Raw genomic sequence first — 24276 nt, 5'->3', positions numbered from 1 at the left:
AGAGGAGACCGTTATGAACGGTGGTGCGCTGTGGGAGGTCCCCGGGTACCGCACCGTACGAGAGCTGGGCAGCGGAGCCGCCGGCCGGGTGGTGCTGGCGCGGCGTGAGCACGACGGCGCCGAGGTCGCCGTGAAGTACCTGTCCGACGAGCTCAGGTCCGACGTGGGGTTCGTCGCGCGATTCCGGCACGAGGCCCGGCTGCTCGGGACGCTGCGCAGCCCGTACAACGCCCGCCTGATCGACTACGTCGAGACCGGCGCCGGCGCGGCGATCGTGATGGAGCTGGTCAACGGCGTGTCCCTGCGCCAGCTGCTCAGGTCCGAGGGCCCGACGGGTCCCGAGGCCGCGCTGACGGTGCTCAAGGGCTCGCTGAAGGGGCTGGCCGCCGCGCACGCCATCGGCGTGGTCCACCGCGACTTCAAGCCCGAGAACGTCATGGTCCAGGGCGACGGGGCGAGCAAGCTGGTCGACTTCGGCATCGCGGCACGGGCCGGGGACGAGGCCGCGGCCGCCGGCACCCCGCCGTACATGGCGCCCGAGCAGTGGTCGGGCGCGCCCGCCGCGCCGTCCACCGACGTGTACGCCGCCACCGTGGTCTTCTTCGAGTGCCTGACCGGCACCCGGCCGTTCCGCGCCACGAACATGGCCGCGCTCGCCCGGCAGCACCAGAGCGCGCAGCCGCCGATCGAGGAGGTTCCGGCGCCGCTGCAGGAGCTGGTCCGGCGGGGCCTGGCCAAGGACGCCACCGAGCGGCCACCGTCCGCCGAGGCGTTCCTGACGGAGCTGGAGGCCGTGGCGGCCGAGGCGTACGGCGCCGGTTGGGAGGAGCGCGGACGCCGCCGCCTGTCGAGCCTGGCGGCGCTGCTGCTGGCGCTGTTCCCGAACCCGCCGGAGCCCGCGGCCGAGGCGCAGACCTCGCTGGCCGAGACCCGCTTCCCCGAGCCGTCGCGGCTGCTGGCCAAGCTGTCGTCGAAGATCGTCATCGGTACGGCCTGCGTCGGCGTGCTGGTCGGCGTGGCGCTGGTGGCGGTCAACGTGTTCGACAGCGACACGACCCTGCGGGCGCAGATCACGACGGTGACGCCCACCACGGCCTCGCCCGCCGCCGGGGACCCGGGCCTCGACGAGCCCTCCGACGAGCCGTCGGACGAACCGTCCGAGAAGCCGACGAAGGAACCCACGGAGGACCCGACGCCCACGGCCGAGGACACCCCGGCGACCGAGCCGACGGCGACCGCCGCCCCGGTGCGGACGAAGACCGTGACGCCCACCCCGAGCCCGCGCCGCACGCCGAAGGTGACCCCCACCCCGACGCGGACGCGGGCGACCAGGACGCCCACCCCGACCGCCTCGGACGAGCCGCAGGTGCTGGCCACCGCCGGCGACCAGGACGGCGTCACGACCGCGCCGCGGCCGTCCTCGCCCCCGGCCACGAGCCCGCAGCCGACCTTGTCCATGCCGACCCGCACACCGCCGTCCCAGACGGTCGAGCCCTCCCCCAGCGGAGGGGACGGCGGCGAGGGCCAGCCCACGGTCGGCGGGCCCACCGGGGGTGAGCCGACCGTCGGCGACGGCGAGGTCCCGCGCGCGCTTCCGGAGGAGCGGGACGGCGCGGCGGGCGCGCTGCTCGCGGCCGGGCTGGTGACGTGGGGAGCCGTTCCGGTCACACTTGCGGTGAGGCGCCGCATGGCGGGGCGGCACCGGAGGAAGCGCTGACGGGTCGGGGGGCTACGGGGATGGAGAACGCCAGGGACGGCATCGCCGGCTTCCGGCTCACCGAACACACCTGGATCACCGAGGTCGGCAACTGGATCGACGCGATCTCGCCGGACGGCCGCCGGGCGGGGGCGCTGCTCTTCGACCCGAGGGTGGTCGGGCTGCCGGGGGTGCGCGACCGGGTCGTGGCCACGGTCATGGCCGACCAGAGGCTGGTGCTGGGCGGGCTCGGCGGCCTGATCCCGGTGGCGGACGTGGTGGCCGCCGGCGAGCAGGTGTGGCTGCTCACCGCGCAGGCGGTCAGCCCCACGCTGGCCGACCTGCTGGGGGCGGCGTCCGCCGGCCCGGGCGCCGCGCCGGCGCCGCGCGGCGGGGGTCCGGCCGGTACCGGGTCGGCGCCACATGCGGCGGGCCAGGGCGGTACCGGGTCGGCGCCTCATGCGGCGGGTCAGGGCGGTATCGGGTCGGCTCAGCATGGGGCGGGCCTGGTCGATCCGGGTGGCGCCGCGTCGGTGTTGCTGGAGACGGCGCAGACGCTGCTGGCGCTGCACGCCTCCGGGGTGACGCACGGCTCGCTGCACCCGGGGACCGTGGTCATCGCGGCCGACGGCGGCGCCCTGCTGTCGGAGCGCGGGCTCAGCGACGCGATCCGCGGCCAGGTCTCACCGCCCGCGCGGGACGCGGAGTCGTGGGCCGCGCTGGCGCGCGCGCTGGCGGCCTCGACGCGCGACGCGCCGGCGGCCGCCCAGCTCTTCGAACATGCGGCTGCCACGGCGACCACCCAGGGACTGGCGGCCGCGCGTGACACGCTGCTCGCGGGCCGTGGCGCGCTTCCGGGCGGGACGATCAGCCGTGAGCGGCTGGCCCAGGCGGCCCGCGGACGTTCGGCGTTCGCCCAGGCGCCGCCGCGGGCACTGCCGTACCCGCCGGCGCCGGTGGACGAGGGCGACATCGTCACGCTCCTGCACGTGCCCGGCCGCTCCCCCGTGCCCCACGGAGGGCCCGCGCAGGGAGCACCGTACGGCGGCCCCGAGCAGGGCGCGTACGAGCACGGCGGGCCCTACGAGCAGGGCGGGCCGTACGAGCAGGGCGGAGCCTACGGCCAGGGCGCGGCTCACGAGCAGGGCGGGGCCCACGGCGGGCCGGCCCAGGGTGCGGCGCCGATGCGGTTCGGTCCCGGCGTGGACACGCACGAGCAGCGCACCGAGACCCCCGCCGAGCGGATCTGGCGCGAGGGCAGGGAGGAGCCGACCGTCCACGGCGTACGCGCCGCCCGCGCCTCGCGGGCCCGGCGCCGCCGCACGGTCCTGGCCGCGGCGCTGTTCGCGGTGGTCGTCGCGGGCGCGATCCTGGCCTGGCTCAGGCTGGGCGGCGGCGGGCCGGAGCTGGCCGTCGCGTCGGTGGACGTCGCCGCGCCGAAGAAGACGCAGGGCTGCGACAGCGCCGTCGTGGTCACCGGCACCATCGTGACCAACGGCGGCGTGGGCGAGATCCAGTACGAATGGCGCAAGAACCTCGACAAGGAGGTCGTCAAGCAGACCCTGCGCACCACCTCCGACCGGACCTCGTACCAGGTGCCGCTGCGGTGGACGCTCAAGGGGAAGTCCACGGTCAAGGCGACGGCCACGCTCCGGATCCTGGCTCCGGGGCCGGTGCGCAGCGACAAGGCGAGCTTCACGTACAAGTGCTGACGCGCGGCCCGCGCCGCGGGGCCGCCGCCGACAATGCATATCAATGCGGTTCTTACTAATCTGGCCAGCATGACCACGCAGACCCCCGCGGGCTGGTACCCGGACCCCTACGGATCGCCCCAACTCCGTTGGTGGGACGGCGCCCAGTGGACCGACGCCACGCATCCGCAGGAGCCCGGGGCGGCGCCACAGCAGCAGCCGCCCTCGGGGTCGCAGCCCGGCCACGACTGGTCGGCCACCCCCGCCAACCCGACGCTGCAGTACGGCCAGCCCGGCGCACCCGGCCAGGCGTACGGTCCCGGCCAGCCCAGCGGCCCCGGCCAGCCCAGCGGCCCCGGCCAGCAGCAGCCCCCCGGCCAGCCCGGCGGCCCGGGCCATCCTGGCGGTCCCGGCCAGCCCGGCGGTCCGGGTCAGCCCGCCTTCGGCTCGCCGCAGCCCACCCAGGTGCTCCCCACGTACGGAGGCCAGGGTCCGTACGGCGAGCCCGGCCCCTACCCGCAGGGCCAGCCCGGCCAGTGGGGCGGCGCGCAACTGCCGGGCCCGGGCTACGGCCCGTCGCCGAAGCCGCGCAACCCCATGCCGTGGATCTTCGGCGGCCTGGCCGCGCTGGTCGTGGTGGCGCTCCTCGTGGTCGCGGGCATCTTCTTCATCAACCGCGACAAGCCGACGGTCGCCCTGCCGTCCGCCACGCCGACCGAGTCGCAGTCGCCGTCCGAGTCGCAGCCGCCGAGCACGCAGCCCACGCCGACCACGACCGAGCTGCCGCAGGCGCAGGACGGCCGCGTCTCCGACCCGCAGGCCGGCATCTCGTACGCCGTGCCCGACGGCTGGACGGTGCCCGGCTACGCCGACATCAACGGCACCGGCCCCAACGCCGACCCCGCCCAGCAGCGCTGGTCGAGCGGCGTCGAGAGGATCGCGCAGGAGAAGTACGAGGGCGACAACAACTGGATCGGCAACATCTACACGGGCACCCTGAACGAGGTCTACCCCTACGAGGGCAAGAGCCGGCTCGGCGTGACGGCCAAGACGGTGTTCATCGACTTCGCCAAGTACTACCAGATCCAGCACACGACCAAGATCGTGCAGGACAAGGCCATCAAGATCGGCGACAAGGACGCCTGGGTGCTCCAGTTCCAGCACGACTTCAGCAAGATCTCGAAGCAGAAGGGCTACAAGTGGAACAAGGAGAACGGCGCGATCGTGCTCATGGATCGCGGTGAGGGCGAGCGGCCGTCCATCCTTTACGTGTCGGTTCCCGACAATCTCGGCACGGACGTCGTCGCCAAGGTTCTGAGCTCACTCAAGCCTGCCTGACGCTTGGCACTAGGCTGGTCCTGAGAGCAAGCGGGCGGGCGCTCCGAGCCGCTTGGGCGAGGAGAACGAATGAGTGACGTGCTGGTCTGGATCGACTGTGAGATGACCGGGCTGGACCTTGGCCGCGACGCGCTCGTCGAGGTGGCGTGCGTCATCACCGACAGCGAGCTCAACCAGCTCGACGAGGGCGTCGCCGTGGTCATCAAGCCGCCGCCCGAGTCGCTGGAGCAGATGTCGCAGGTGGTCCGCGAGATGCACACCGCCTCCGGGCTGCTGCCGGAGCTCGCGGGCGGGGTGACGCTGGCCGAGGCCGAGTCGCTCGTCCTCGACTACATCCGCCGCCACGTCCCGGAGCCGAAGAAGGCGCCGCTGTGCGGCAACTCCATCGGCACGGACCGCACGTTCATCTCGCGCGACATGCCCGCGGTCGACGCCTTCCTGCACTACCGGATGATCGACGTGTCGTCCATCAAGGAGCTGGTGCGACGCTGGTACCCCCGCGTGTACTTCGCGGCGCCGGAGAAGCAGGGCGGGCACCGGGCGCTGGCCGACATCACGGAGAGCATCAGGGAGCTGCGCTACTACCGCGCGTCGGTGTTCGTGGCCCAGCCGGGCCCCGACTCGGCGACGGCCCGCACGCTGGCGGAGCGCGTCAGCGGCTGACCCGCCGCGGGTCCCGGCCCTGACTCGGCGGGGTCGCGTGTGAGCCGGTGAACGGGATCGCGTGTGAGCCGGTGAACACGTGTCGGTGCGTCGCCGATGGCGAAAAGACTCCCGAACACCGCTACACTTTTCCTGTGCCGCCTCACGAGGCGGCCATGGTGGGTGTAGCTCAGTTGGCAGAGCGCCAGGTTGTGGTCCTGGATGTCGAGGGTTCAAGTCCCTTCACTCACCCCGAGCGCACGGCCGGTCCCCCGGGACCGGCCGTTGCCGTTTTTCTCCTTATCGTCCCCAAACCATGACAATGCGAGTTATGCTCGCTGTCTACCGCTAACGCCGGAAGCACGGGGGCATCGGCGATTCTGACCGTCTGCGCGCCCCCGGAGGCCGGATGAGAGTCGACGACGCAGCGTTCGAGAGCGTGTTCACGTCCTTGAGCAAGCGCGAGGCGGAGGTCATGGACCTCATCGCCACGGGTCAGTCCAACGGCCAGATCGCGCGACGTCTCTTCCTCAGCGAGAAGACGGTCAAGAACCACGTCAACCGCATCTACGCCAAGCTCGGCGTGGACTCGCGCGTCACCGCCATCGGCCTCTGGCTGTCCCGCAACGGCTGAACCCGGCGACGTCGCCTGCTCTCGGCCGGACCCGGGCGAGGCGCGCCTCGTGGGCGGCGATGACCAGGTGGACGCCGGTCCGGGCGCCGATCTCGGTCAACGCGTCACGCCGGTCTCGTGCTGCCGAAGGCGAGCGGGCCGACCGGCCACCTGCCGTCAGGCGGGGCGGCCTGCCGATCAGGTCGGGCGGTGCGGCCCGCCGATCAGGTCGGGCGGCGCGGCCGCCGATCAGACGGTGTAGCCGCCGTCCACGGCCAGGGCGGTGCCGGTGACGTAGCGGCCCCCGGGACCCGCCAGATAGGCCACGGCGGCGGCGATGTCCTCGGCCTCGCCGTACCGTCCCAGCGCGGTGAGGGAGCGCTGGAAGCCGGCGGTCTCGCCGTCGGCCGGGTTCATGTCGGTGTCGATGGGGCCCGGGTCCACGACCGTGGCGGTGATCCCGAGCGGCCCCAGCTCCCGGGCCAGCCCCTTGGTCAGCCCGACGAGCGCGGACTTGGCCATCGCCTGCACGACGAAGTTCGAGCCGGGGACGCGCCCGTTGAAGCACGACCCGATGCTGATGATCCGCCCGCCGTCGCCCATGTGGCGGGCGGCGGCCTGGGCGGCCAGGAACACCGACCGGACGTCCACGGCGAGCGCCCGGTCCAGGTCCTCGGCGGTCACCTCCGCCAGCGGGCCGTAGGCGAGGAAGCCCGCGTTGTTCACCAGGATGTCGATGCGGCCCAGCTCGCGTACCGTCCGCTCCACCGCCTCCGCCGCGGCGTCCGGACGGGTCAGGTCGGCCTGGACGACCGCGGCCCTGCCGCCGTCGGCCTCGATGGCCGCGGCGACCTCGCGCGCCTGGTCGGCCGCCTGGACGTAGGTCAGCGCGACCGCTGCCCCCGCGCCGGCCAGCCGTCGGGATATCGCCGCGCCGATCCCGCGGCTGCCCCCGGTCACCAGCGCCACCTTGCCGGTCAGGTCACTCATCTTGCTTCCTCCATGGACGGTGTGCTCGTCGTCCCGGCATGGTAGAAGTTGACATCAATGTCAGATTCAAGTCGTCGTCACGCGAGGTGAGGGCATGCGGATCGGCGAGCTGGCCCGGCGCACCGGGGTGAGCGAGCGTTCTCTGCGCTACTACGAGGCCCAGGGACTGCTGCGCGCGCAGCGCACCCCCGGCGGCCACCGGGACTACGGCGAGTGGGCGGTCGACCGCGTCGTCCGCATCCAGACCCTCTACGCCGCGGGCCTGAACAGCGAGAAGATCGCGCAACTGCTGCCCTGCATGCGCGACGAGGACGGCCGCCCGAACGAGGTCGCCACCCCGAAGCTGGTCGGCGAGCTCACCGCGGAGCGCGACCGCATCAACCGCATGATCACGGATCTGATCCGCTCCCGCGACGTCCTGGACGAAGTGATCGACACGGCGTCGCCGGTCATGTCCGGCCCCCACGCCTGCTGAGGGCCATCAGCTCGGTGAGCGTCCCCTCGGGCAGCGGGGTGGGCAGGAAGCCGAGGAACTGCCGCAGCGGCAGCGACTCGACCATGCGCAGCAGCCCGGCGCGCTCGGCGGCCCCCGTGTGCCGCTCCTCGGTCGTGCCCGCGGCCAGGCGCCTCATGAGCTCGGGCCCGACGGCCGGATGGGCGAACCACTCGCCGACGCTGGAGTCCAGGGTCAGTTCCTTGGCGAGCACCTCGCCGGCGAGCTCGACGGTCTCCTCGGCGACGATCGTCGAGGCGTTCTCCCCGATCTGGACGGTGTACGCGCCGGGCGCCACCAGCCAGCGGCCTTCCAGGACGTCCCAGTAGGCGAAGGCGCGGGCGTCGAGGTCGAGGGTCACGGTGGTGGACGCGCCGGGGTCGAGCGCGACCTTGGTGAAGGCCCGCAGCTCGCGCGCCGGGCGCCGCACCGGGCCGGCGGAGGTGGCGACGTAGAGCTGGACGACGTGCTTGCCGTGCCGGTCACCGGTGTTGGTGACGGTGAGGCGGACGCGCGCGGTGTCGTCGCCGGTGACCTCCACGGCCAGGCCGCTCACCGCGAAGCCGGTGTAGGTGAGCCCGTGGCCGAAGGGGTAGCGCACCGGCCGCTCGACGGTCTCGTGGAAGCGGTAGCCGACCATGACGCCCTCGCCGTACCGGACGACGCCCTGCTCGCCGGGGAAGTTGAGGTGGCAGGCGGTGTCCTGCAGGCGCAGCGGGATGGTCTCGGCGAGCCGCCCGGAGGGGGCGGTGACGCCGAAGAGCAGGTCGGCCACGGCGCCGCCGCCGGCCTGGCCGAGCAGCCAGCCCTCCATGACGGCGTCGACGTCGTCGTGCCAGCCCTCGAGTGACACGACGCCGCCGTTGGAGAGGACCACGACGGTACGGCGGGCGGCCGCGGCGGTGGCGCGGATGAGCCGCACCTGCTCGGCGGGGAGCTCGATGGTGGTGCGATCGTAGCCCTCCGACTCGTCCGCGTCGGCCAGCCCGGCGAAGACGATCGCCAGGTCGGCGCCCGCGGGGTCGGTGGTGACGATCCGGTCCCCGGCCAGCTTCCTGATCTCCTCCAGGGGGACGTCCACGCGGGTGGGGTTGACGTGGGAGCTGCCGCCGCCCTGGAAGCGGGGCTTCGTGGCGAACGGCCCGACGACGGCGACGGTCCGGACCCGCGGCCCGATCGGGAGCACGCCCCCGTCGTTCTTCAGCAGCACCGCGCACTCGGCGGCCAGCTCGCGGGCCAGCGCGTGATGGGCGTCGGCGTCGAAGTCCCCGCGCTCCGCCCGCCATTGCCCGACCATGGTCCGGACCCGGGCCACGGCGCGGTCGACCGTCGCCTCCTCCAGCGACCCGTCCCGGACGGCCCGCGCGATCCTGGCGTCGTTGCCGGGGTTGCCGGGCATCTCCAGGTCCAGCCCGGCCTTCAGCGCGGCGACCCGGTCGTCGACGGCTCCCCAGTCGGAGACCACGACGCCGTCGAACCCCCACTCCTCGCGCAGCAGCGTGGTCAGCAGCCACGGGTGCCGGCTGGCGGGGACGCCGTTGACCTTGTTGTAGGCGGCCATCACGGTGGCGGGCCGGGCCTGCTTGACGACCCGTTCGAAGGCGGGCAGGTAGATCTCCCGCAGCGTGCGCTCGTCGACCTCGGCGCTGACCCGCATGCGGTCGGTCTCCTGGTTGTTGGCCGCGAAGTGCTTGACCGACGCGCCGGCGCCGCCCGCCTGCAACGCCCGTACGTGAGCGGTGGCCAGCACGCCGGTGAGCAGCGGGTCCTCGGAGTAGTACTCGAAGTTGCGCCCGCACAGCGGCGAGCGCTTGATGTTCATCCCGGGTCCGAGCACCACGTGGACGCCGAGCGCGCGGGCCTCGGCGGCCACCGCGGCGGCCAGGCGGCCCGCGACCGCCGGGTCCCAGCTGGAGCCGACCGCGACGGCGGGCGGGAAGCAGGTGGCGGGCAGGCTGTCGTGAATGCCCAGGTGGTCGGCGTCCTCCGCCTGCCGGCGCACGCCGTGCGGCCCGTCGCCGAGCACGGCCGGCGGCAGGCCGTCCACGGGTTCGGTGGTCCACATGTCCTTGCCGGACAGCAGGGAGGCCTTCTGGTCGAGGTTCACTGCCCACCCCTTCGTGGCGGCCCGCTCCGCCGGCGAGGGCGGCGCCTTCTCCTTCACCCACAGCATCGCCCAGGAGCGGGCGAGCGGGAAGCGATCGAGATCCGGGTGGACGGCGGCGCTCATCAGGAGGTCGCCGCGTGGGGCCGGCGACGGCCGTCTCGCGCGGGGATGTCGCGCGTGGCGCGCCCCTCACTCCGCGATCGCGTGCTGAAATAGCCAAGGTGTGAAACAGCTCGCAGTGAGCGTGTTGCGATATGCCCGCTTTTCCCCGCTTACGCGGGTTATCGCCCTCGCGAGCTGTTCCAGCTAACCGGACGAAAGGTAAAACTACCGCGCATAGCCACTCCTACCGTACGGAGCAGCCGCGAACGCGGCGCCACCCGCGAGAAAAGGGACGCGGCGCACCATCCCCGAAAACCCCTGGGACCACAGCGTCAACGCCCGGCGAACGATGCCTGATCCTTCGGTAAGGCTCGTGTGCCGCGCGGAGCGTCGCGAGACCCGGCGCATATAACGGGTTCCGTAGTGAACATGTCGCTGAATATTCCGGGCGAAATGTTCTATGGCCCGCACTACCGTCTCGGGGAGTCCGAAATGGCAGAAAAAGTCAGGAAAACGATATTCGCGGCCGTGGCGGTGGGAGGTGGGATCGCCTTCGGGACCGCGGGGCTGGCCACGGCCGTCGCGCACACGGCAGCCGCCGTGCAGGCGACCACGGTCACGCGCGGACCGCTCCTTCAGCCCGAGTACCCGCCGTGCCCCCGCTCGGACGGCGGTGACGTCAACCTGGTCGGCTGCATCGACAACACCAACGTCGCCAACAACGACAACGCCGCCGGCGCCGACGCCGTCGCGGTCGACTCCAACGAGAACGAGGAGGAGCAGACCAACGCGTCCACGACGAACGGTCAGCAGTCCGACAACGCGGACCTCGGTGACTTCAGCCAGCTCGACGTCCTGTCGAACTCCTCCGCGCCCCAGCCGCTCACGAACCTCGTGACGCCCGGCTGCGACGAGGAGGCCTGCACGTCGTCGACCTCGTCCGAGAACGGCGAGACGGTGGCCGGCGGCATCAGCACCGGCGAGGACGAGGACGGCCCGGCCAACGACCCGGCCGGGATCGGCGTCACCGGTGAGAACGACATCACCGGCGACCTCGCCGACGCGGGCCTGACCGAGAACCCGCTGGACGACGAGGCGGGCGCGGACGACACCGACCACGTCGACGACGACGACGAGGAAGCCACCCCGACGCCCACGCCGCAGGACATCGACAAGCACTTCACCGTCGACCTCGGCCCGTGGGACGACGGCGGCCCGTGGGGCGGCCCCGACGGTGGCCCCGACGGCGGCTGCTTCGAGGTGGAGTGCTGGAAGAAGGAGGCCGCCGAGCTGCCGATGACCGGCGCCGACGTCCGGCCGATGGTGGCCGCGGGCACGGGCCTGCTGCTCGTCGGCATCGCCGGCACCGTCATCGCCGTGAGGCGTCGCCGCTCCTCCGATGCCAAGTAAGAACCACCGCCAGTCAAGCAGCAACCGGCGCCGGCTCCTCGTCGCCGGGCTGCTGGGCCCGGCCGCGTGTCTCACGCTGGCCGGCGCCTGGGAGGCGCGTCTCGGCCTGGACGTGCGCGAGCACCTGCAGGCCGCCAGGGACGCGCTGGAACGGCTCCCCGCGAGCGCCCCGCACCTCATGGGCGAGGCGCTCGCGGACGCCCGCCGGCACGCCGCCGAGGCGCACCGGCTCACCGCCGGCCCGGACTGGTCGTTGCTCACCCACGCCCCCTTCCTGGGGGACGGCGCGACGGCCGTCCGCGGCCTGGCGGGCACCGCCGCCGAGCTCACCGATGTCCTCGCCACCGTCCACCAGGCCGGCGAGGGGCTGGTGCGGCCCGGCGGCCTGTCCATGCGGGACGTCCCCCGCCTGCTCGGCGACCTGGCCGTGGCGGCGCCGAAGCTGGAGGCCGCCGCCGCCCGGATCGACCGGGCCAGGCAGTCGCTGGCCGCCACCCCGGCGGCCACCGGCCTGGCCGAGCTGGACACGGCGCGCGCGAGCGCCCTGCGCGAGACCGACCGCCTGCTCGGCTACCTGCGCGCCGGGGCCGGCGCCGCCGCCCTGTTCCCCCCGATGCTGGGCCACGACGGCCCGCGCCACTACTTCCTGGCCTTCCAGACCAACGCCGAGGCCCGCGGCACCGGCGGGCTCGTGGGCGCCTTCGGCATCCTCAACGCCGGCCGCGACGGCATCGGCATCACGCGGCTGTCCGCCAACAACGCCCTGCCCCGCAGCCCCGTGCCGGTCGCCGACCACGGCCCGGCCTACCGCGCCCGCTACGGCCCGGGCGCGGCCGAGCTCCTGTCGATCTCGAACCTCTCCCCGCACTTCCCGTACGCGGCGGCCACCTGGACCGGCCTGTGGCGGCGGCACACCGGGCAGCGGCTGGACGGCGCGATCGCCACCGACCCGGTCGGCCTGTCGCGCATGCTGGAGCTCATCGGCCCGGTCCGGCTCCCGAGCGGCGAGATGGTGACCGCCCGCAACGTCGTGGACCTCACCGAGCGTGAGGCGTACGCCCGCTTCGACGACCCGCGCCGCCGCAAGCGCTACCTGATCAAGGTCGCCGGAGCCGTCGTGGAGGCCATGTTCCAGGCCCGCCCCGACCCGTTGAAGGCGGTCTCCGCCCTGTCGCGCATGGTGGAGGAGCGGCGGATCCAGATCTGGAGCCGCCACGAGGCCGAGGAGCGCCGCCTGGCCGCCACCCCACTCGGCGGGGTGCTGCCGAGCGCGCCAGGGCCGTTCGCCGGGCTGGTCGTCAACAACTCCGCCGGCAACAAGCTGGACTACTACCTCGGCCGCTCGCTGGAGTACCGGCTCGGGCGGTGCGGCGGCGGATGGCGCGCCTCGCGCGTGCATGTGCGGCTGGACAACGACGTGCCGCGCCGCAGGCTGCCGGCCTACGTGACGGCCCGCCTCGACTCGCCGCAACGCGAGCACGCCGAGGGCTCCACGCTGCTGTGGGTGTCGATGTACGCGAGCGTCGGCTCACGGCTGGCCGAGGCCCGGGTGGACGGCAAGCGGATCGAGCCCATCCGCGAGGTGGAGCGCTCGCATCCCGTCTACTCCACGGTGCTGGAGTTCGCCCCCGGCCAGGCGCGCACCCTCGACTTCATGCTGCTGGAGCCCGCCTCGGCGGCGGCGCCGGCGGTGCCGGTGCAGCCGCTCGTCCGGCCGCAGGCCACGACGGTCCTGCAGGACCCCACCGGCTGCGCCGCCGCCCCGCCGGAGAGCTGATGACAGGCGGCGCCATGACCGGCACCTTCCGCATCCTGTTCGTGTGCACGGGCAACCTGTGCCGCTCGCCGCTGGCCGAGCGGCTGGCCCGCGCCGCGCTCGGCGCCGGTTTCCTGGTGGAGAGCGCGGGCACCCGCGCCGCGCCGGGCATGCCCATGCCCGAGCACGCCCGCCGGGCGCTGCTGCGGCTCGGCGGCGACCCCTCCGGCTTCGCCTCCCGGCCGCTGACGGCCGCGCTGGTGGCCGGGGCCGATCTGGTGCTGGCGGCGACCGTCCTGCACCGGGCCGAGGTGGTGGCCCTGCACCTGCCGGCGGCCACGCGGGCGTTCACCATCGCCGAGTTCGGCGTGCTGGCGGCCGAGGCGGACGGCGACGCCGTGCGCCGCGAGCGCGACCCCGTGCGCCGGGCCCGGACGCTCGTGGACCAGGCCGCGGCGCTGCGCGGCCTGGTCCGAGTGGATCATCCCGACATCGCCGACCCGTACGGCCGGTCCCGGTGGGCCTACCGGGCGGCCGGGCGCCGGATCGCCGAGGCGCTGGCGGCGCCGTTGCGGCTGCTCACACCCCCGCCGGCGTCCTGACCTCGGGCTGCGCCGGCGACTCGTACCCGTAGCCGTAGCCGTAGCCGTCGTAGCGGCTGGCCTTGGCCGGCACGAAGTTGAGCACCGTGCCGACGACGCGGGCGCTGACCGACGCCAGCAGCTCGATGCCGCGCACGACGTGCTCGTGCCGGGTCCGGCCGTACCTGGCGACCAGGATGGTCCCGTCGCACAGGGCGGACAGCGTGGCCGCGTCGGTGACGGGCAGCAGCGGCGGCGCGTCGATGATCACCATGTCGTAGTCCGCGGTGAGGTCGGCCAGGAGCTGGCGCATGCCGTCGGAGCCGAGCAGCTCGCTCGGGTTCGGCGGGATCTGGCCGCACGGCAGCACGAACAGGCGCGGCTCCCCCCACGCCTGGACGACGCCCTCCAGGCTGACCTTGCCGATGAGCACGTCGGTCAGGCCGACGCCGCCTTCGATGCCGAAGTAGTCGGGCAGCCGGGGGCGGCGCAGGTCGCCGTCCACGAGCAGGACCCGCCAGCCGGCCTGGGCCAGGGTGATGGCCAGGTTGGCGGAGGTGGACGACTTGCCCTCGTTGGGCAGGCAGCTCGTCACCACCAGCGACCTGGGCTTGCGGTCGACGCCGATGAACTGCAGGTTGGTGCGCAGCGACCGGAACGCCTCGGCCCGGGACGAGCGTCCCTTGCGGCGCACGACCAGCGGGTTGCGCTTGGCGTCCCGCTCGTAGCCGATGATGCCGAGCGTGGAGCTGCCGGCCGCCTCCTGCAGCGCGTTGCTGCTCTTGACGGTGGTGTCCAGGCGCTCGCGCAGGATGAGCGAGCTGACGGAGACGACCAGCCCGACCAGCATGGCGACCAGGACGTTGACCACCGGCATGGGGCTGACCGGCGTCTTCGGCACCTCGGCGCTGTCGACGACGGTCACCTTGACCGTGGGCCTGCTGGTGGGCGTGGGCCGCTCGATCTGGCTCACCAGCCGCGCGAACTTCGTGCTCAGGGCGTTGGCCAGCGCGGCGGCCCGCTCGGGCTTCTCGTCGGTGACCATGGCGCGCAACAGCACGGTGCCCGGCACGACGTCGACCGTGATGTTCTGCTGCAGGCGGGCCACGTCGTCGGGCGTGGTCACCTGGCTCACCATGCGGCGGCTGGTGAGCAGGCTGGCGTAGGAGTGCACGCCCTGCGACAGAGTGCTCACCTGGTAGGCCGGCGAGAAGCCGCCCTGCTTGTCGTGGCTGGAGAACAGCATGGTGGTCGTCGCCGCGTACTTGGGCGGCATGTTCGCGGTGATGACCAGCGCCGCGCCCACCGAGACGACCAGTGACAGCAGGATCAGCCACCAGCTCTTGCGAGCCAGCCGGATGAAGGAGAGCAGGTCCAAGAGATCATCGCCGCCTTTCGCGGATTCGTGGAGGGTTGTCGAGGGCCCGGCGCGGCCGGTGGACGTTCACGCCCTGCAGCAGGGTGATGGCGGCCACCGCCGTGCCCGCCCCCACGATCGCCGCGGTCAGCGGCGGCACCAGGCCGACGACCATGGAGGTGCACAGCGCCCCGGCGAGCATGGCGATCAGGCCCAGCACGACCGCGACCAGGCGGGTGTCGAAGCCCAGCCGGCGCAGCCGGTGCGAGACGTGGTCCGTGCCCCCCGCCAGCGGCGAGCGTCCCGCCCGCAGGCGCGACAGGAACACCACGCCGGTGTCGACCGTCGCCACGAACGTCGGCAGCAGCAGCCCCGCGACCACGGTGTCCGGGCCGCGCCCGCTGACCAGGACGATGGCCGAGCAGGTCAGGCCGAAGCCGATGAACAGCGAGCCGGCGTCGCCCATGAACATCTTGGCCGGCGCCCAGTTGTGGGGCAGGAAGCCCAGCGCGGCCCCCGCCAGGACGGCGAGGAAGAGTCCCAGGGCCGGCTGCGTCAGCAGGAACGCGATCGCCGCCAGGAACGCGGCCGAGGCGGCCGTCACCGCCCCCAGCGCGCCGTCCATGTTGTCGAGCAGGTTGAAGGAGTTGGTCACCACGACGATCCACACGATCGTCAGCGGCGCGTCCGGCCAGCCGCCGGTGACGGTGAGCTGGACGCCGCCGAGCACGACGCCCGTGGCCGCCACCGTCTCCACGACCAGCCGCGTGAGCGCGGGCAGCGAGGCGATGTCGTCGATCAGCCCGAGGGCGGCCACCGCGGTGGCCGCCAGCAGGATCGCGGTGAGCCGCCGGTCGGCCAGGCCCGCGACGGTGACCGTGGTCACGACCGTGACCAGCGCGATCGCGATGCCCCCCAGGTACGGGGTCGGCCGGGCGTGGGCCTTGTGGCCGCCGGGGCGGTCGGTCAGGCCCCACCGCAGCGCCAGGCGTCTGAGCGGCACGGAGGTCAGCGCCGTGAGGACGCAGGCCGCGCCGCAGGCCGCCGGCGTGAGCACGCCGCTCACGGCATCGCCACCGCGAGCTCCTCGCGCGCCTCCCTGACGACCTCCGTGAGGATCTCGTCCAGCGTGCGCCGCGGCGTCCATCCGGTCAGCTCACGGATCTTGGTGGTGTCCGGCACCCTGCGGACCATGTCCTCGAAGCCCTTGCGGTAGGCCTCGTGGTACGGGATCAGGTCGACGCCCGAGGTGGATCCCGTGTGCTCGATGACCAGCTTGGCCAGCTCCAGGATGCTCACCTCCTCCGCCGAGCCGATGTTGAAGGTCTGGCCGACGGCCGCCTCGTCGCCGAGCAGCCGCAGCAGGGCGTCCACCACGTCGGCGACGTGGGCGAAGCACCGGGTCTGGGTGCCGTCGCCGTGGACCGTCAGCGGGGCCCCGCTGAGCGCCTGCCGCACGAGGCGCGGGATGACCATCCCGTACGCCGGGCTCTGCCGCGGCCCCACGGTGTTGAACAGCCTGACCACGATCGAGGGCAGGCCCCGCTCGTGGTGGTAGGCGTTGGCCAGGATCTCGTCCACGGCCTTGGCCGTGCTGTACGCCCAGCGCACGACGCCGGTGTTGCCGAGGATGCGGTCGGCGTCCTCGCGCAGCGGGCCGGTGGAGTTCTTGCCGTAGATCTCGCTCGTGCTGGCGATGAGGATCTTCTTGCGGTACCGGTGCGCCGCCTCGATGACGTTCTCGGAGCCCCTGATGTTGGTCATGAGCGACCTCAGCGGCTGCTCGACGATCAGCCTGACGCCGACGGCGGCGGCCAGGTGCACCACCACGTCGCACTCGTGGACCAGCTCGTCGACGACCAGCTCGTCCAGGATGGACCCGCGCACGAAGCGCAGGGCGGGGTGCGGGCGCAGGTTGTCCCGCCGCCCGGTGGACAGGTCGTCGAGGACGACCACGGAGTCGCCGCGGGCGAGCAGGGCGTCGGTCAGGTGCGAGCCGACGAATCCGCTGCCGCCCGTTATCAAGTACGTGGACGTGGCTGCGTTGCTCATGGTTTCCCCTCTGGACACGATCGTTGGCTGCGGATGGCGGCGCTTCACGCGCGCACGCCGGGGCTCGCGGTCATCGCCTGGCGGAACCAGGCGACCGTCATGCGGAGCCCGTCCTCGAGCGAGACCGGCCGCACCCCGGGGAACAGTTCGCGCAGCAGGTCGGGGGATGCCTGCGACTCCCGGATGTCACCGGTGCGCGGCGGGAGGAAGACGGCGTCGACCGGCTGGCCGAGCACCGAGGCGAGCACGTCCTTCAGCGTCAGCAGCGTGACGCGCGCGCCGAAGGCCAGGTTGACCGGCTTGGCGCTGGTGACGCGGCGCACGACCGCGTCGCACAGCACCTGTGTCACCGAGCCCACGTAGGTGAAGTCGCGGGCCTGGTGCCCGTCGCCGTGGATCGGCACCGGGGCGCCCTCCAGGGCCGCCGAGACGAACGCCGGGATCACGGCCGCGTAGGCGTGCCCCGCGGGCTGCAGGGGTCCGTACACGTTGAAGAAGCGGAACGGCAGCACCGGCAGGCCGAAGCTGGACGCGTACGCCAGGGCGTACGCCTCGGTCGCCAGCTTGCTCACCCCGTACGGGCTGAGCGGCCTGGTGGGCAGGTCCTCGTGCTTGGCCGGCGCCGCCGAGTCGCCGTACACCGACGACGACGAGGCGAGGACCACGTGCGGCCGGGCCGGCCGGCACGCCTCCAGCACCCGCAGCGTCCCGGTCGCGTTGACCTCGTGGGAGGCCAGCGGGTCGAGCAGGGACCGGGGCACCGACGGGCGCGCGGCGAGGTGGACGACGGTCGTGGCGTCCGCGACCAGGTCCGCCAGCACGTCGGCGTCCAGGATGCTGCCGAGCACGAACTCCACGTCGACGCCGTCGAGGTTGGTCAGGTCGCCCGTGCTCAGGTCGTCCAGCACCGTGATGCCGTCGATCTCGGGCCGCGCCGCGAGCGCCCGGCACAGGTTCGCGCCGATGAACCCGGCGCCGCCGGTTACCAGGACTTTCACCTGTTCTTCCCTCCTGTAGTGCCACGTCGATCCCGGCGGAGCTCGGCCAGCGATCGGTATAGGGCCTCGGTGTCCGCGACGAGGCGGTCCACGTCGAACGAGGCGGTTGACCACCGGCGGGCGGCCTCGCCCATCCGGCCGGCGAGCAGCGGGTCGGTCAGCAGCCGGGCGGTGTGCTCCGCCAGCTCCGCGGGGTCGGTGCCGGCCAGCAGCCCGGTGCGGCCGTCCTGGACGACCTCGGCGACGCTGCCCACCCGGGTGGAGACGACCGGCGTGCCGGCCATCTGGGCCTCGATGAGCGTGAGCGGCGTGCCCTCGTTGTCGGAGGTCAGCAGGACCACGTCGGCGGCGGCGTAGACCGTCTCGACGTCCTTGCGCCAGCCCACCAGGTGGAAGGCGTCACGGGCGGGCGCGATGTCCTGCTCCAGCCGCTCCTGCAGCTCGCCGCCGCCGCAGACGACGAAGTGGCATCCGGGCACCCGGCGCAGCACCTCGTGCGCCGCCTCGGCGAACCGGTCGGGCCGCTTGACGCCGGTGAGCCGTCCGACGTAGGCCACCACGGGCGCCTCCGGCGGCAGGCCCAGCTCGCGGCGGGCCTCCAGGCGGTCGGGGACGTGCCCCAGGCGGACGCCGGGCGGGATGACGGTGTACTGCTCCGGCCGGCCGATGCCGGCCCGCAGCAGGTCGTCACGCACGCGCGCGCCCACGGTCACCAGGCGGTCCGACATGGAGGCGAGGACCCGTTCGGAGCGCACGTACACCGCGCGCTTGGCGCCGGAGAAGTAGCCGTCGAGCAGATGGCCGTGGAAGACGTGGGCGCGGGCCGCGCCGACGCCCGCCAGCGTGGCCGCCACCCGGCCGAGCGCGCCCGCCTTGGCGGTCCGCGTGTGGACGATGTGCGGCCGGAAGGCCCGCATGGCGGAGACCAGCGCGAACAGGGCACGGCAGTCGTCCGTGGGCCGGACCGAACGGCCCAGGCCCGGGATGCGGTGCACCCGCGTGCCCGACCTCCGCAGGCCGAGGTGGTCGGCCTCGTCGTCGCCGACGTGGCCCGTGTAGAGCCGGTGGGCGAAAACGTCCGGGTTGAGCCGCTCGGAAAGTCCCAGCACCTGAGTCGCGGGGCCGCCCACGTTCATCCGGGCGATGATTTCCATGACACGAATCCGACTGTCCGGCTTCATGCGGCTCCTAGAGGACGAATCTGGCTCACGTCCGCGAAGCTAGCTTCGGTATCGGTGATTTCGGCTTACGGCGTCGCGGTCAGTGGTGAAATGTTTTCTCGCTCCCTACCTGGCCGTTATCTCGGAGAGTCGGCACTTACTGTCCTTGGGATTTGTGGGGCTTCCCCGGACAAGCAGCGCAGCCGGAAAGCCGCCTTACCGGAAAGAGTCCGCCAAGCGGGGTAATCAGCACGCCATGGAGACACTCCGGGAAGTGATGTGCGCGGCCCCCGCCGCTAGCGTCGTCGTCGCCGACCCGCCTGCCGGCGGTCCGGTTCGGCTTCTGGGCATCGGAGCGAGATGCTCAGGTGGACGGAAAGTCGCCTTCCATGGAACTCGTCATCGTCGCGGCCGCCGCCGTGGCCCTCATCATGCTGGTCAACGCGCATCTGGACGCGCCGGCGGCCCGGCGCGCGATGCCCGTCCTGCTGGCCGCGTTCGCGGCGCGCCTCGCCGTCCACGTGCTGGTGGTGCGCTCGGGACTCATCGAATACGGCGGCGACAACCTGGGCTACGAGGTCCGCGGGATGATGATCCTCAATTCCTGGAAGCTGGACGGCTTCCGTTTCGTCACGGCCGCCGACATGGAGATCCTCGGGACCGCGGCGGTGCCGTGCAACATCTTCGCGCTGGTCATGTTCCTGTGCGGCGGCCTGGCGCCGCTGGCGTGCACGGCCGTGGTGGCGCTGCTGGCGTGCGCGCTGTGCGTGGTGATGTACCGGATCGCCCGGCTGATCGGGGCCGACGACCGGGCGGCGCACCGGCTGCTCCTGGTGACCGCCTTCACCCCGGCGTTCCTGCTGCACACCTCCGACACCTACAAGGACGGGTTCAACGCCTTCCTCGTGGTGGCGTGCGTCGGCATCGGCGCCTCCCTCGCCCAGCGGTTCAGGACGGGCATGCTGCTGCTGGCCGTGCCGCTGCTGTGGTGCCTGTGGCACGTCCGCCCGTACATGGTCTTCATGGCCGTGATCCCGATCGTCTGCGGCGTGGTGGCCTCGAAGTCGGCGTTCTCGGTGCGCAAGCTCTTCGCCTTCGGCGCGCTGCTCATGGTCGCCATGCTGTTCGCGGGCGGCGTGTACGAGAACACCCCGCTGGAGCTGGCCGAGCGGCAGATGGACCAGGGCCAGTCGGAGGCCGTCATGCGCTCCAACGCCGAGAACGCCTCGGGGGTGCACTTCGACGACGGCGGCGACCGGTGGAGCGGTCTGGGGACGAAGGTGGTCTACACGCTCCTGTCGCCCTTCCCCTGGCAGAGCGGCAGCCTCACGCTGCACCTGGGGAAGATCGACGTGGTCATCTGGTACGTCCTGCTGTACGGCGCGATGCGGGGCGGGCGGGAGCTGTGGCGCCGGGACCGCAGGACGCTCCTCATCTTCCTGCTGTTCCTCGTGCCGGGGACGATCGCCTACGCGACCACGATGGCCAACATCGGGCTGATCTTCCGGCAGCGCCTGCCCATCGTCCTGGTCGCGAGCCTGCTCGCGGCGGTGGCCTGGACCCGGTCGGCACGGGACCGGTCGCCCGCTCCGCCGGTGGAGCCGGAGGAGCTGGACGAGCTGAACAAGCTGGACGGGCTGGAGGAGCTGGACGGGCGGGACGGGCTGGAGACGGCCGGCGGCTCGCGGAAGCCGCCGGCCGGATGACGGGTCAGACCCCGGAGGGCTCCGTCTCGTAGACGGCGAACGCCCCGCTGCGGAAGCGGAAGCGCGCGAAGTCGGCCAGGGCCGGGCTCACCTCCGGGCGCTGCTCGTCCACGAAGAGCCAGCGGACGCCGTAGCGGTCCCGCAGTCCCTGGACCGTGGCCGTGGACGGCGACAGGAACGCCGCGTCGTTGGCGGCGAGCCGGTCGCGGTCCCAGAAGGGCTGGTGCTGCTCCAGCCGGCCGGGCTGCCAGCTGTCGGCGTTCTTCACCGTGAACGCCCATCCCTCGACCAGCACGTGCCGCTCGGTCAGCGCGGAGATCCAGAACTGACGCGAGTCGCAGGGGTCGTCCAGCCCCCAGCGGCAGTGCACGTTCGTGGCGACCAGGTCGTCGGGCGACGAGTGCTCGCGCAGCCAGCGGGCGGCGGTCAGCGCCCCGGGCGGAGCCGGGGGCGCCTGCTCCGCCGGGGCCGCCGCCGACCGGCTCGCTCCGGACAGCACCGAGATCACCCGCACGTGGTGCGCGGCGGGCAGGCCCATGGCGGCCAGCGCCACGACCACCAGGGCCCAGCCGCGCAGCCGGGACCGCGTGACCACGACGACCAGGGCCGCCAGCGCCACGAAGGCCACCAGCGTCAGGTACGGCAGGAGCAGGACGGCGTCGGACTCACCCGGCTCCAGGGGCGCCGTGACGCCGAGCAGCAGGGGGATCGCGTAGGCCCCGGCCAGCCCCACCCCGATCGCGCACAGCGACCGGGCGCGCGGGACCCGGGCCCGGCGCAGGACGACCAGCGCGCCGAACACGGCGGGGATCACCAGGTAGGGGTGCGAGCCCCACAGGAAGTAGATCTGGCTCCGCCCCGGATGGTCGAAGACGATCATCCCGGCGAGCCCCGCGGCCGCTATGCCGATCATGAGCACCACGTCGGGCCGGACGAACAGCCGCGGCCTGCTCAGCAGCCCCAGCATCGGACTCCAGGTGACGGCCCAGGCCAGCAGGTACACCACCGTGACGCCGGCCAGCGACGCCAGAGGGGGAACGGCGTCCACCGGCATGCCGGTCAGGTCCTGCCAGACGGTGCGCATGAACGAGAAGGGCGCGACCAGCAGGCCCTGCCGCCGCCCGCCGAACAGCACGAGCTGCGCGAAGACCAGGCACGTCCCGGTCATCAGGAGCGCCGTGAGCGCGGGCCACGGCACCCGGCGCCGCCGCACCCCCTCGACCGCCGCCACGGCCGCCAGCCCCACGAGCAGCATCGGCAGGTAGGTGGCCTTGGCGCCCATGACCGCCAGCAGGAAGACGCCCAGGACGAGCCAGGCGCGCAGGTCGTACCAGCGGTGGTGCAGCAGCTCGGTCAGCAGCAGGACGGCGGGCACGAACAGCAGCGCGCCGAAGGCGAACGTCGGGCTGCCCCACGCCGCGTCGTGGATCCCGCCCCAGGTGAACGTCCCGAGCGAGCCGAGGAACAGGCGGGAGGCGCCCACGAAGAGCGTGGCCGCGGCCGCGAGCGCGCCGCCCGTCCACGAGTCCGTCACCCGGCGCCCGAGCATCGCCACCAGCACGACGAACGCGGCCAGCACGGGCAGCATGCCCAGGCGCAGCAGCAGCACCAGCGGCTCGACGCCGGTGATCCAGCTCGCGGCCGCCCAGTGCGCGTAGACGAACCAGTGGTAGAACAGCGGCTCGCCGGCGACGATGGGGCTCGTCGGCGGCACGTGGTGCTTCAGCTCGCCGATCAGGCCGAGGTGGAACGGCGTGTCGTCCGAGTACGCCGCCAGCTCCGGCCAGGTGAGCGGCGCGGCGGCGAAGTGGCTGTAGGCGGCCTTGGCCACCAGGTAGCAGACGAGCGACGCCAGCGCCCACGACCACCAGACGGGTGCGGCCGGCCGCGGGCGGCCCGCCCTCCAGTGCCTGCGCAGCCCGGGTACGGCGAGGAACGCGGCGTAGGTGAGCGCCGGCCAGGCCAGGACGAGCAGCGGCAGGCCCGCCGCCCGGGCCGCGACGTAGGCCGCCAGCTCGACGGCCAGGCCGAGCGCCGTGCCGAGCGCCAGCTCCTCGGCCAGGGTGCGGCTGCCGTCGTAGAGGGCGCGGACGAGGAGCAGGCCCGGGAGGGCGAGGCACAGCGCGACGTACGCGCCGTAGCGGCCCAGGTCCGGGAGTGAGACGCCGTAGCGGTACAGGACGGCCGCGACGAAGCCGGCCGTGAGCACGGCGGGAGCCCACCGGAGCAGCCGCCGCGCCCGCCCGAGGTGAGGGGAGCCCCCCGCCTCGCCGGCGCGGCGGCCCGGTCGTGTGGTCGTCTGCTCTGGGAGCGCGTAACCGGGTCGAGATATGGCCATGGGGGGAGTCTGGACGCGCCCGCGATCACAGCCGGGCAGGCGCTCTGCGCTGGACGGAGTCGTTGCCGTTACCTGGTGGCGCCATGAGCCGGCGGAACGCCGTTCAGCGCCGGGCGAGGAGCCGCCGGTACAGCGCGATGTGCTCCTCGACCATGGTGGTCGCGTCGAGGTTCTTCAGGACCCAGGCCCGGGCCTCGGCGCCCAGGCGCGCGGCGTGCCCCGGGTCGTCGAGCAGGCCCGCCACGGCCCGGGCGAGAGCCGCCGGGTCCGAGTGCGGGATCAGGACGCCGCGGTCGTCGCCCAGCAGTTCCGGCGTCCCGCCCACGGCGGTGGCCACGATCGGCCGCCGCTGGACCATCGCCTCCATGATCGCGTTGCTCAGCCCTTCGGAGACGGAGGGGAGCACGACGACGTCGGCCCGGGCCAGCAGCGGCCGGGGGTCGGTCACCGCTCCCCAGAAGCGGACGTCGGCGTCCAGCCCGCGGGCCCGGGCCCGCAGCCGCTCGGTCTCCGGGCCGTCGCCGACGAGCAGCCACGTGCACCGGCGGCCCTCCCGCGCGAGCAGGGCGGCGGCGTCCAGCAGGCAGTCGTGCCCCTTCTCGGGCCGCAGCCGCGCCAGGCACACCACGACGGGCAGCCGGGTGTCCACGGTCGCGGGCTCGACGACCTCCAGCGCGGCGTCGGAAAGGCCGTTGTAGATGACGCTCAGCTTGTGCGGCGGGATGCCCTCCACCGTCCGCGCGTCCTCGGCGACCGCCGCTGCGTTGGCGACGACGTGGTCGGTGATCGCGGTCATCGCGCTGCCCGCCGAGAAGAGCCGCCCCTGCTTGCTCTTCTTGATGTCGCTGAGCCCGCGCCGGCCGGCGACCATCACGGGCACGCGCGCCAGCAGCGCCGCGGGCGCCCCGATCAGGTAGCTGTGCAGCAGGAACGCGTGCAGCACGTCCGGCCGGAGCCGGCGCAGCAGCAGGACGAGGCGGGCGAAGGCCACGACGTTGCGCGGGTCCGCGATGCTGCCCGACGCCGTCCTGGTGAAGCCGAGCCGGTGGACGTCGATCCCGGCGGCGCGCAGCGTGACCTCGTGCGGTCCGCCCTTCGACAGCAGCAGCACGTCCACGGCGATGTTCCTGCTGTGCAGCTCGCGGGCGAGCAGGGACACCTGTTTCTCCGCGCCGCCCAGGCCGAGCTGCCCGATGAGCAGCGCGACGCGCCTGAGGCCGGACGGCTCTCCGGACGTGGTCATGAA

The 24276-nt window shown here is 73.3% G+C and carries 19 protein-coding genes and 1 tRNA gene; 11 read left to right on the top strand and 9 right to left on the bottom strand.

Annotated elements, in window-relative coordinates; all coding sequences use genetic code 11:
• Positions 1–13 precede the first annotated feature (13 nt).
• From HT134_RS20170 to HT134_RS20145, 6 genes are all read left to right on the top strand, one after another.
• A complete protein-coding gene (locus HT134_RS20170; RefSeq protein ID WP_175601965.1) occupies positions 14–1717 on the top strand; it encodes a serine/threonine-protein kinase in 1704 nt (567 codons plus the stop codon).
• A gap of 20 nt (positions 1718–1737) precedes the next feature.
• Complete coding sequence (locus tag HT134_RS20165) at positions 1738–3408, top strand: protein kinase family protein (protein WP_175601964.1); 1671 nt, start codon at positions 1738–1740, stop codon at positions 3406–3408.
• 69 nt (positions 3409–3477) lie between these two features.
• Positions 3478–4725 carry a DUF2510 domain-containing protein gene (locus HT134_RS20160; RefSeq protein ID WP_175601963.1) on the top strand — a complete coding sequence of 416 codons (1248 nt, stop codon included), beginning with the start codon at positions 3478–3480 and terminating at the stop codon, positions 4723–4725.
• A 69-nt stretch (positions 4726–4794) separates the two neighbouring features.
• Positions 4795–5388, top strand: a complete 594-nt coding sequence (gene orn, locus HT134_RS20155) for an oligoribonuclease (protein WP_175601962.1) — start codon at positions 4795–4797, stop codon at positions 5386–5388.
• A gap of 158 nt (positions 5389–5546) precedes the next feature.
• A tRNA-His gene (locus HT134_RS20150) sits at positions 5547–5619 on the top strand.
• A gap of 157 nt (positions 5620–5776) precedes the next feature.
• Positions 5777–6001: a helix-turn-helix domain-containing protein gene (locus HT134_RS20145; protein WP_175601961.1), complete on the top strand. Its 225-nt coding sequence runs from the start codon at positions 5777–5779 to the stop codon at positions 5999–6001.
• A gap of 228 nt (positions 6002–6229) precedes the next feature.
• Here HT134_RS20145 and HT134_RS20140 read toward each other — a convergent pair whose 3' ends face one another.
• Entirely contained in the window at positions 6230–6970 is a 741-nt protein-coding gene (locus HT134_RS20140; RefSeq protein ID WP_175601960.1) for an SDR family NAD(P)-dependent oxidoreductase, read from the bottom strand.
• Positions 6971–7064: 94 nt separating this feature from the next.
• On the opposite strand from HT134_RS20140, the gene HT134_RS20135 reads away from it, so the two are divergent.
• Entirely contained in the window at positions 7065–7445 is a 381-nt protein-coding gene (locus HT134_RS20135; protein WP_175601959.1) for a MerR family transcriptional regulator, read from the top strand.
• Here HT134_RS20135 and HT134_RS20130 read toward each other — a convergent pair.
• Complete coding sequence (locus HT134_RS20130) at positions 7420–9693, bottom strand: glycoside hydrolase family 3 C-terminal domain-containing protein (protein WP_246364701.1); 2274 nt, start codon at positions 9691–9693, stop codon at positions 7420–7422. The genes HT134_RS20135 and HT134_RS20130 overlap by 26 nt on opposite strands.
• 507 nt (positions 9694–10200) lie before the next feature.
• Between HT134_RS20130 and HT134_RS20125 the strand changes: the two genes are divergently transcribed.
• The 3 genes from HT134_RS20125 to HT134_RS20115 are packed head-to-tail and all read left to right on the top strand — an operon-like array spanning position 10201 to position 13440.
• Positions 10201–11082 (top strand): LPXTG cell wall anchor domain-containing protein, encoded by an 882-nt coding sequence (locus HT134_RS20125; RefSeq protein ID WP_175601958.1) that lies wholly within the window; start codon positions 10201–10203, stop codon positions 11080–11082.
• The gene (locus tag HT134_RS20120; RefSeq protein WP_175601957.1) at positions 11072–12859 is read left to right on the top strand and encodes a DUF4012 domain-containing protein; all 1788 of its coding nucleotides are present in this window, start codon (positions 11072–11074) and stop codon (positions 12857–12859) included. The genes HT134_RS20125 and HT134_RS20120 overlap by 11 nt, the downstream gene beginning before the upstream one ends.
• 14 nt (positions 12860–12873) lie before the next feature.
• Positions 12874–13440 carry an arsenate reductase/protein-tyrosine-phosphatase family protein gene (locus HT134_RS20115; RefSeq protein WP_175601956.1) on the top strand — a complete coding sequence of 189 codons (567 nt, stop codon included), beginning with the start codon at positions 12874–12876 and terminating at the stop codon, positions 13438–13440.
• Here the strand turns inward: HT134_RS20115 and HT134_RS20110 are convergent.
• From HT134_RS20110 to HT134_RS20090, 5 genes are read right to left on the bottom strand one after another with little or no spacing between them, the layout of a single operon-like run.
• The gene (locus HT134_RS20110; RefSeq protein WP_175601955.1) at positions 13418–14797 is read right to left on the bottom strand and encodes a tyrosine-protein kinase domain-containing protein; all 1380 of its coding nucleotides are present in this window, start codon (positions 14795–14797) and stop codon (positions 13418–13420) included. The two genes, HT134_RS20115 and HT134_RS20110, sit on opposite strands and share 23 nt — an antisense overlap.
• A gap of 4 nt (positions 14798–14801) precedes the next feature.
• Positions 14802–15842: a glycosyltransferase family 4 protein gene (locus HT134_RS20105; RefSeq protein ID WP_175601954.1), complete on the bottom strand. Its 1041-nt coding sequence runs from the start codon at positions 15840–15842 to the stop codon at positions 14802–14804.
• Positions 15839–16828: an NAD-dependent epimerase/dehydratase family protein gene (locus tag HT134_RS20100; protein WP_175601953.1), complete on the bottom strand. Its 990-nt coding sequence runs from the start codon at positions 16826–16828 to the stop codon at positions 15839–15841. The genes HT134_RS20105 and HT134_RS20100 overlap by 4 nt, the downstream gene beginning before the upstream one ends.
• Before the next feature lie 44 nt (positions 16829–16872).
• On the bottom strand, positions 16873–17826 hold the full coding sequence (locus HT134_RS20095) for an NAD-dependent epimerase/dehydratase family protein (RefSeq protein ID WP_175601952.1): 954 nt from the start codon (positions 17824–17826) through the stop codon (positions 16873–16875).
• Positions 17823–18980 (bottom strand): glycosyltransferase, encoded by a 1158-nt coding sequence (locus HT134_RS20090; RefSeq protein ID WP_246364696.1) that lies wholly within the window; start codon positions 18978–18980, stop codon positions 17823–17825. The genes HT134_RS20095 and HT134_RS20090 overlap by 4 nt, the downstream gene beginning before the upstream one ends.
• A 395-nt stretch (positions 18981–19375) precedes the next feature.
• Between HT134_RS20090 and HT134_RS20085 the strand changes: the two genes are divergently transcribed.
• Positions 19376–20692 carry a hypothetical protein gene (locus HT134_RS20085; protein ID WP_175601950.1) on the top strand — a complete coding sequence of 439 codons (1317 nt, stop codon included), beginning with the start codon at positions 19376–19378 and terminating at the stop codon, positions 20690–20692.
• A 4-nt stretch (positions 20693–20696) separates the two neighbouring features.
• Here HT134_RS20085 and HT134_RS20080 read toward each other — a convergent pair whose 3' ends face one another.
• Together HT134_RS20080 and HT134_RS20075 are read right to left on the bottom strand one after the other, a co-directional pair.
• Positions 20697–23030: a hypothetical protein gene (locus HT134_RS20080; protein ID WP_175601949.1), complete on the bottom strand. Its 2334-nt coding sequence runs from the start codon at positions 23028–23030 to the stop codon at positions 20697–20699.
• 103 nt (positions 23031–23133) lie between these two features.
• Positions 23134–24273 (bottom strand): glycosyltransferase, encoded by a 1140-nt coding sequence (locus HT134_RS20075; RefSeq protein WP_175601948.1) that lies wholly within the window; start codon positions 24271–24273, stop codon positions 23134–23136.
• Positions 24274–24276 lie beyond the last annotated feature (3 nt).

Origin of the sequence: Nonomuraea rhodomycinica (assembly GCF_013363995.1) — a bacterium.
GTDB classification, from domain to species: domain Bacteria; phylum Actinomycetota; class Actinomycetes; order Streptosporangiales; family Streptosporangiaceae; genus Nonomuraea; species Nonomuraea rhodomycinica.
This window is presented reverse-complemented; position numbering and strand designations above follow the sequence as displayed.

Coding starts and splice junctions, on each gene's coding strand:
- HT134_RS20170 (WP_175601965.1), top strand. CDS start 14: ATGAACGGTGGTGCGCTGTGGGAGGTCCCCGGGTACCGCACCGTACGA.
- HT134_RS20165 (WP_175601964.1), top strand. CDS start 1,738: ATGGAGAACGCCAGGGACGGCATCGCCGGCTTCCGGCTCACCGAACAC.
- HT134_RS20160 (WP_175601963.1), top strand. CDS start 3,478: ATGACCACGCAGACCCCCGCGGGCTGGTACCCGGACCCCTACGGATCG.
- orn (WP_175601962.1), top strand. CDS start 4,795: ATGAGTGACGTGCTGGTCTGGATCGACTGTGAGATGACCGGGCTGGAC.
- HT134_RS20145 (WP_175601961.1), top strand. CDS start 5,777: ATGAGAGTCGACGACGCAGCGTTCGAGAGCGTGTTCACGTCCTTGAGC.
- HT134_RS20140 (WP_175601960.1), bottom strand. CDS start 6,970: ATGAGTGACCTGACCGGCAAGGTGGCGCTGGTGACCGGGGGCAGCCGC.
- HT134_RS20135 (WP_175601959.1), top strand. CDS start 7,065: ATGCGGATCGGCGAGCTGGCCCGGCGCACCGGGGTGAGCGAGCGTTCT.
- HT134_RS20130 (WP_246364701.1), bottom strand. CDS start 9,693: ATGAGCGCCGCCGTCCACCCGGATCTCGATCGCTTCCCGCTCGCCCGC.
- HT134_RS20120 (WP_175601957.1), top strand. CDS start 11,072: ATGCCAAGTAAGAACCACCGCCAGTCAAGCAGCAACCGGCGCCGGCTC.
- HT134_RS20115 (WP_175601956.1), top strand. CDS start 12,874: ATGACCGGCACCTTCCGCATCCTGTTCGTGTGCACGGGCAACCTGTGC.
- HT134_RS20100 (WP_175601953.1), bottom strand. CDS start 16,828: ATGAGCAACGCAGCCACGTCCACGTACTTGATAACGGGCGGCAGCGGA.
- HT134_RS20090 (WP_246364696.1), bottom strand. CDS start 18,980: ATGGAAATCATCGCCCGGATGAACGTGGGCGGCCCCGCGACTCAGGTG.
- HT134_RS20085 (WP_175601950.1), top strand. CDS start 19,376: ATGGAACTCGTCATCGTCGCGGCCGCCGCCGTGGCCCTCATCATGCTG.
- HT134_RS20080 (WP_175601949.1), bottom strand. CDS start 23,030: ATGGCCATATCTCGACCCGGTTACGCGCTCCCAGAGCAGACGACCACA.
- HT134_RS20075 (WP_175601948.1), bottom strand. CDS start 24,273: ATGACCACGTCCGGAGAGCCGTCCGGCCTCAGGCGCGTCGCGCTGCTC.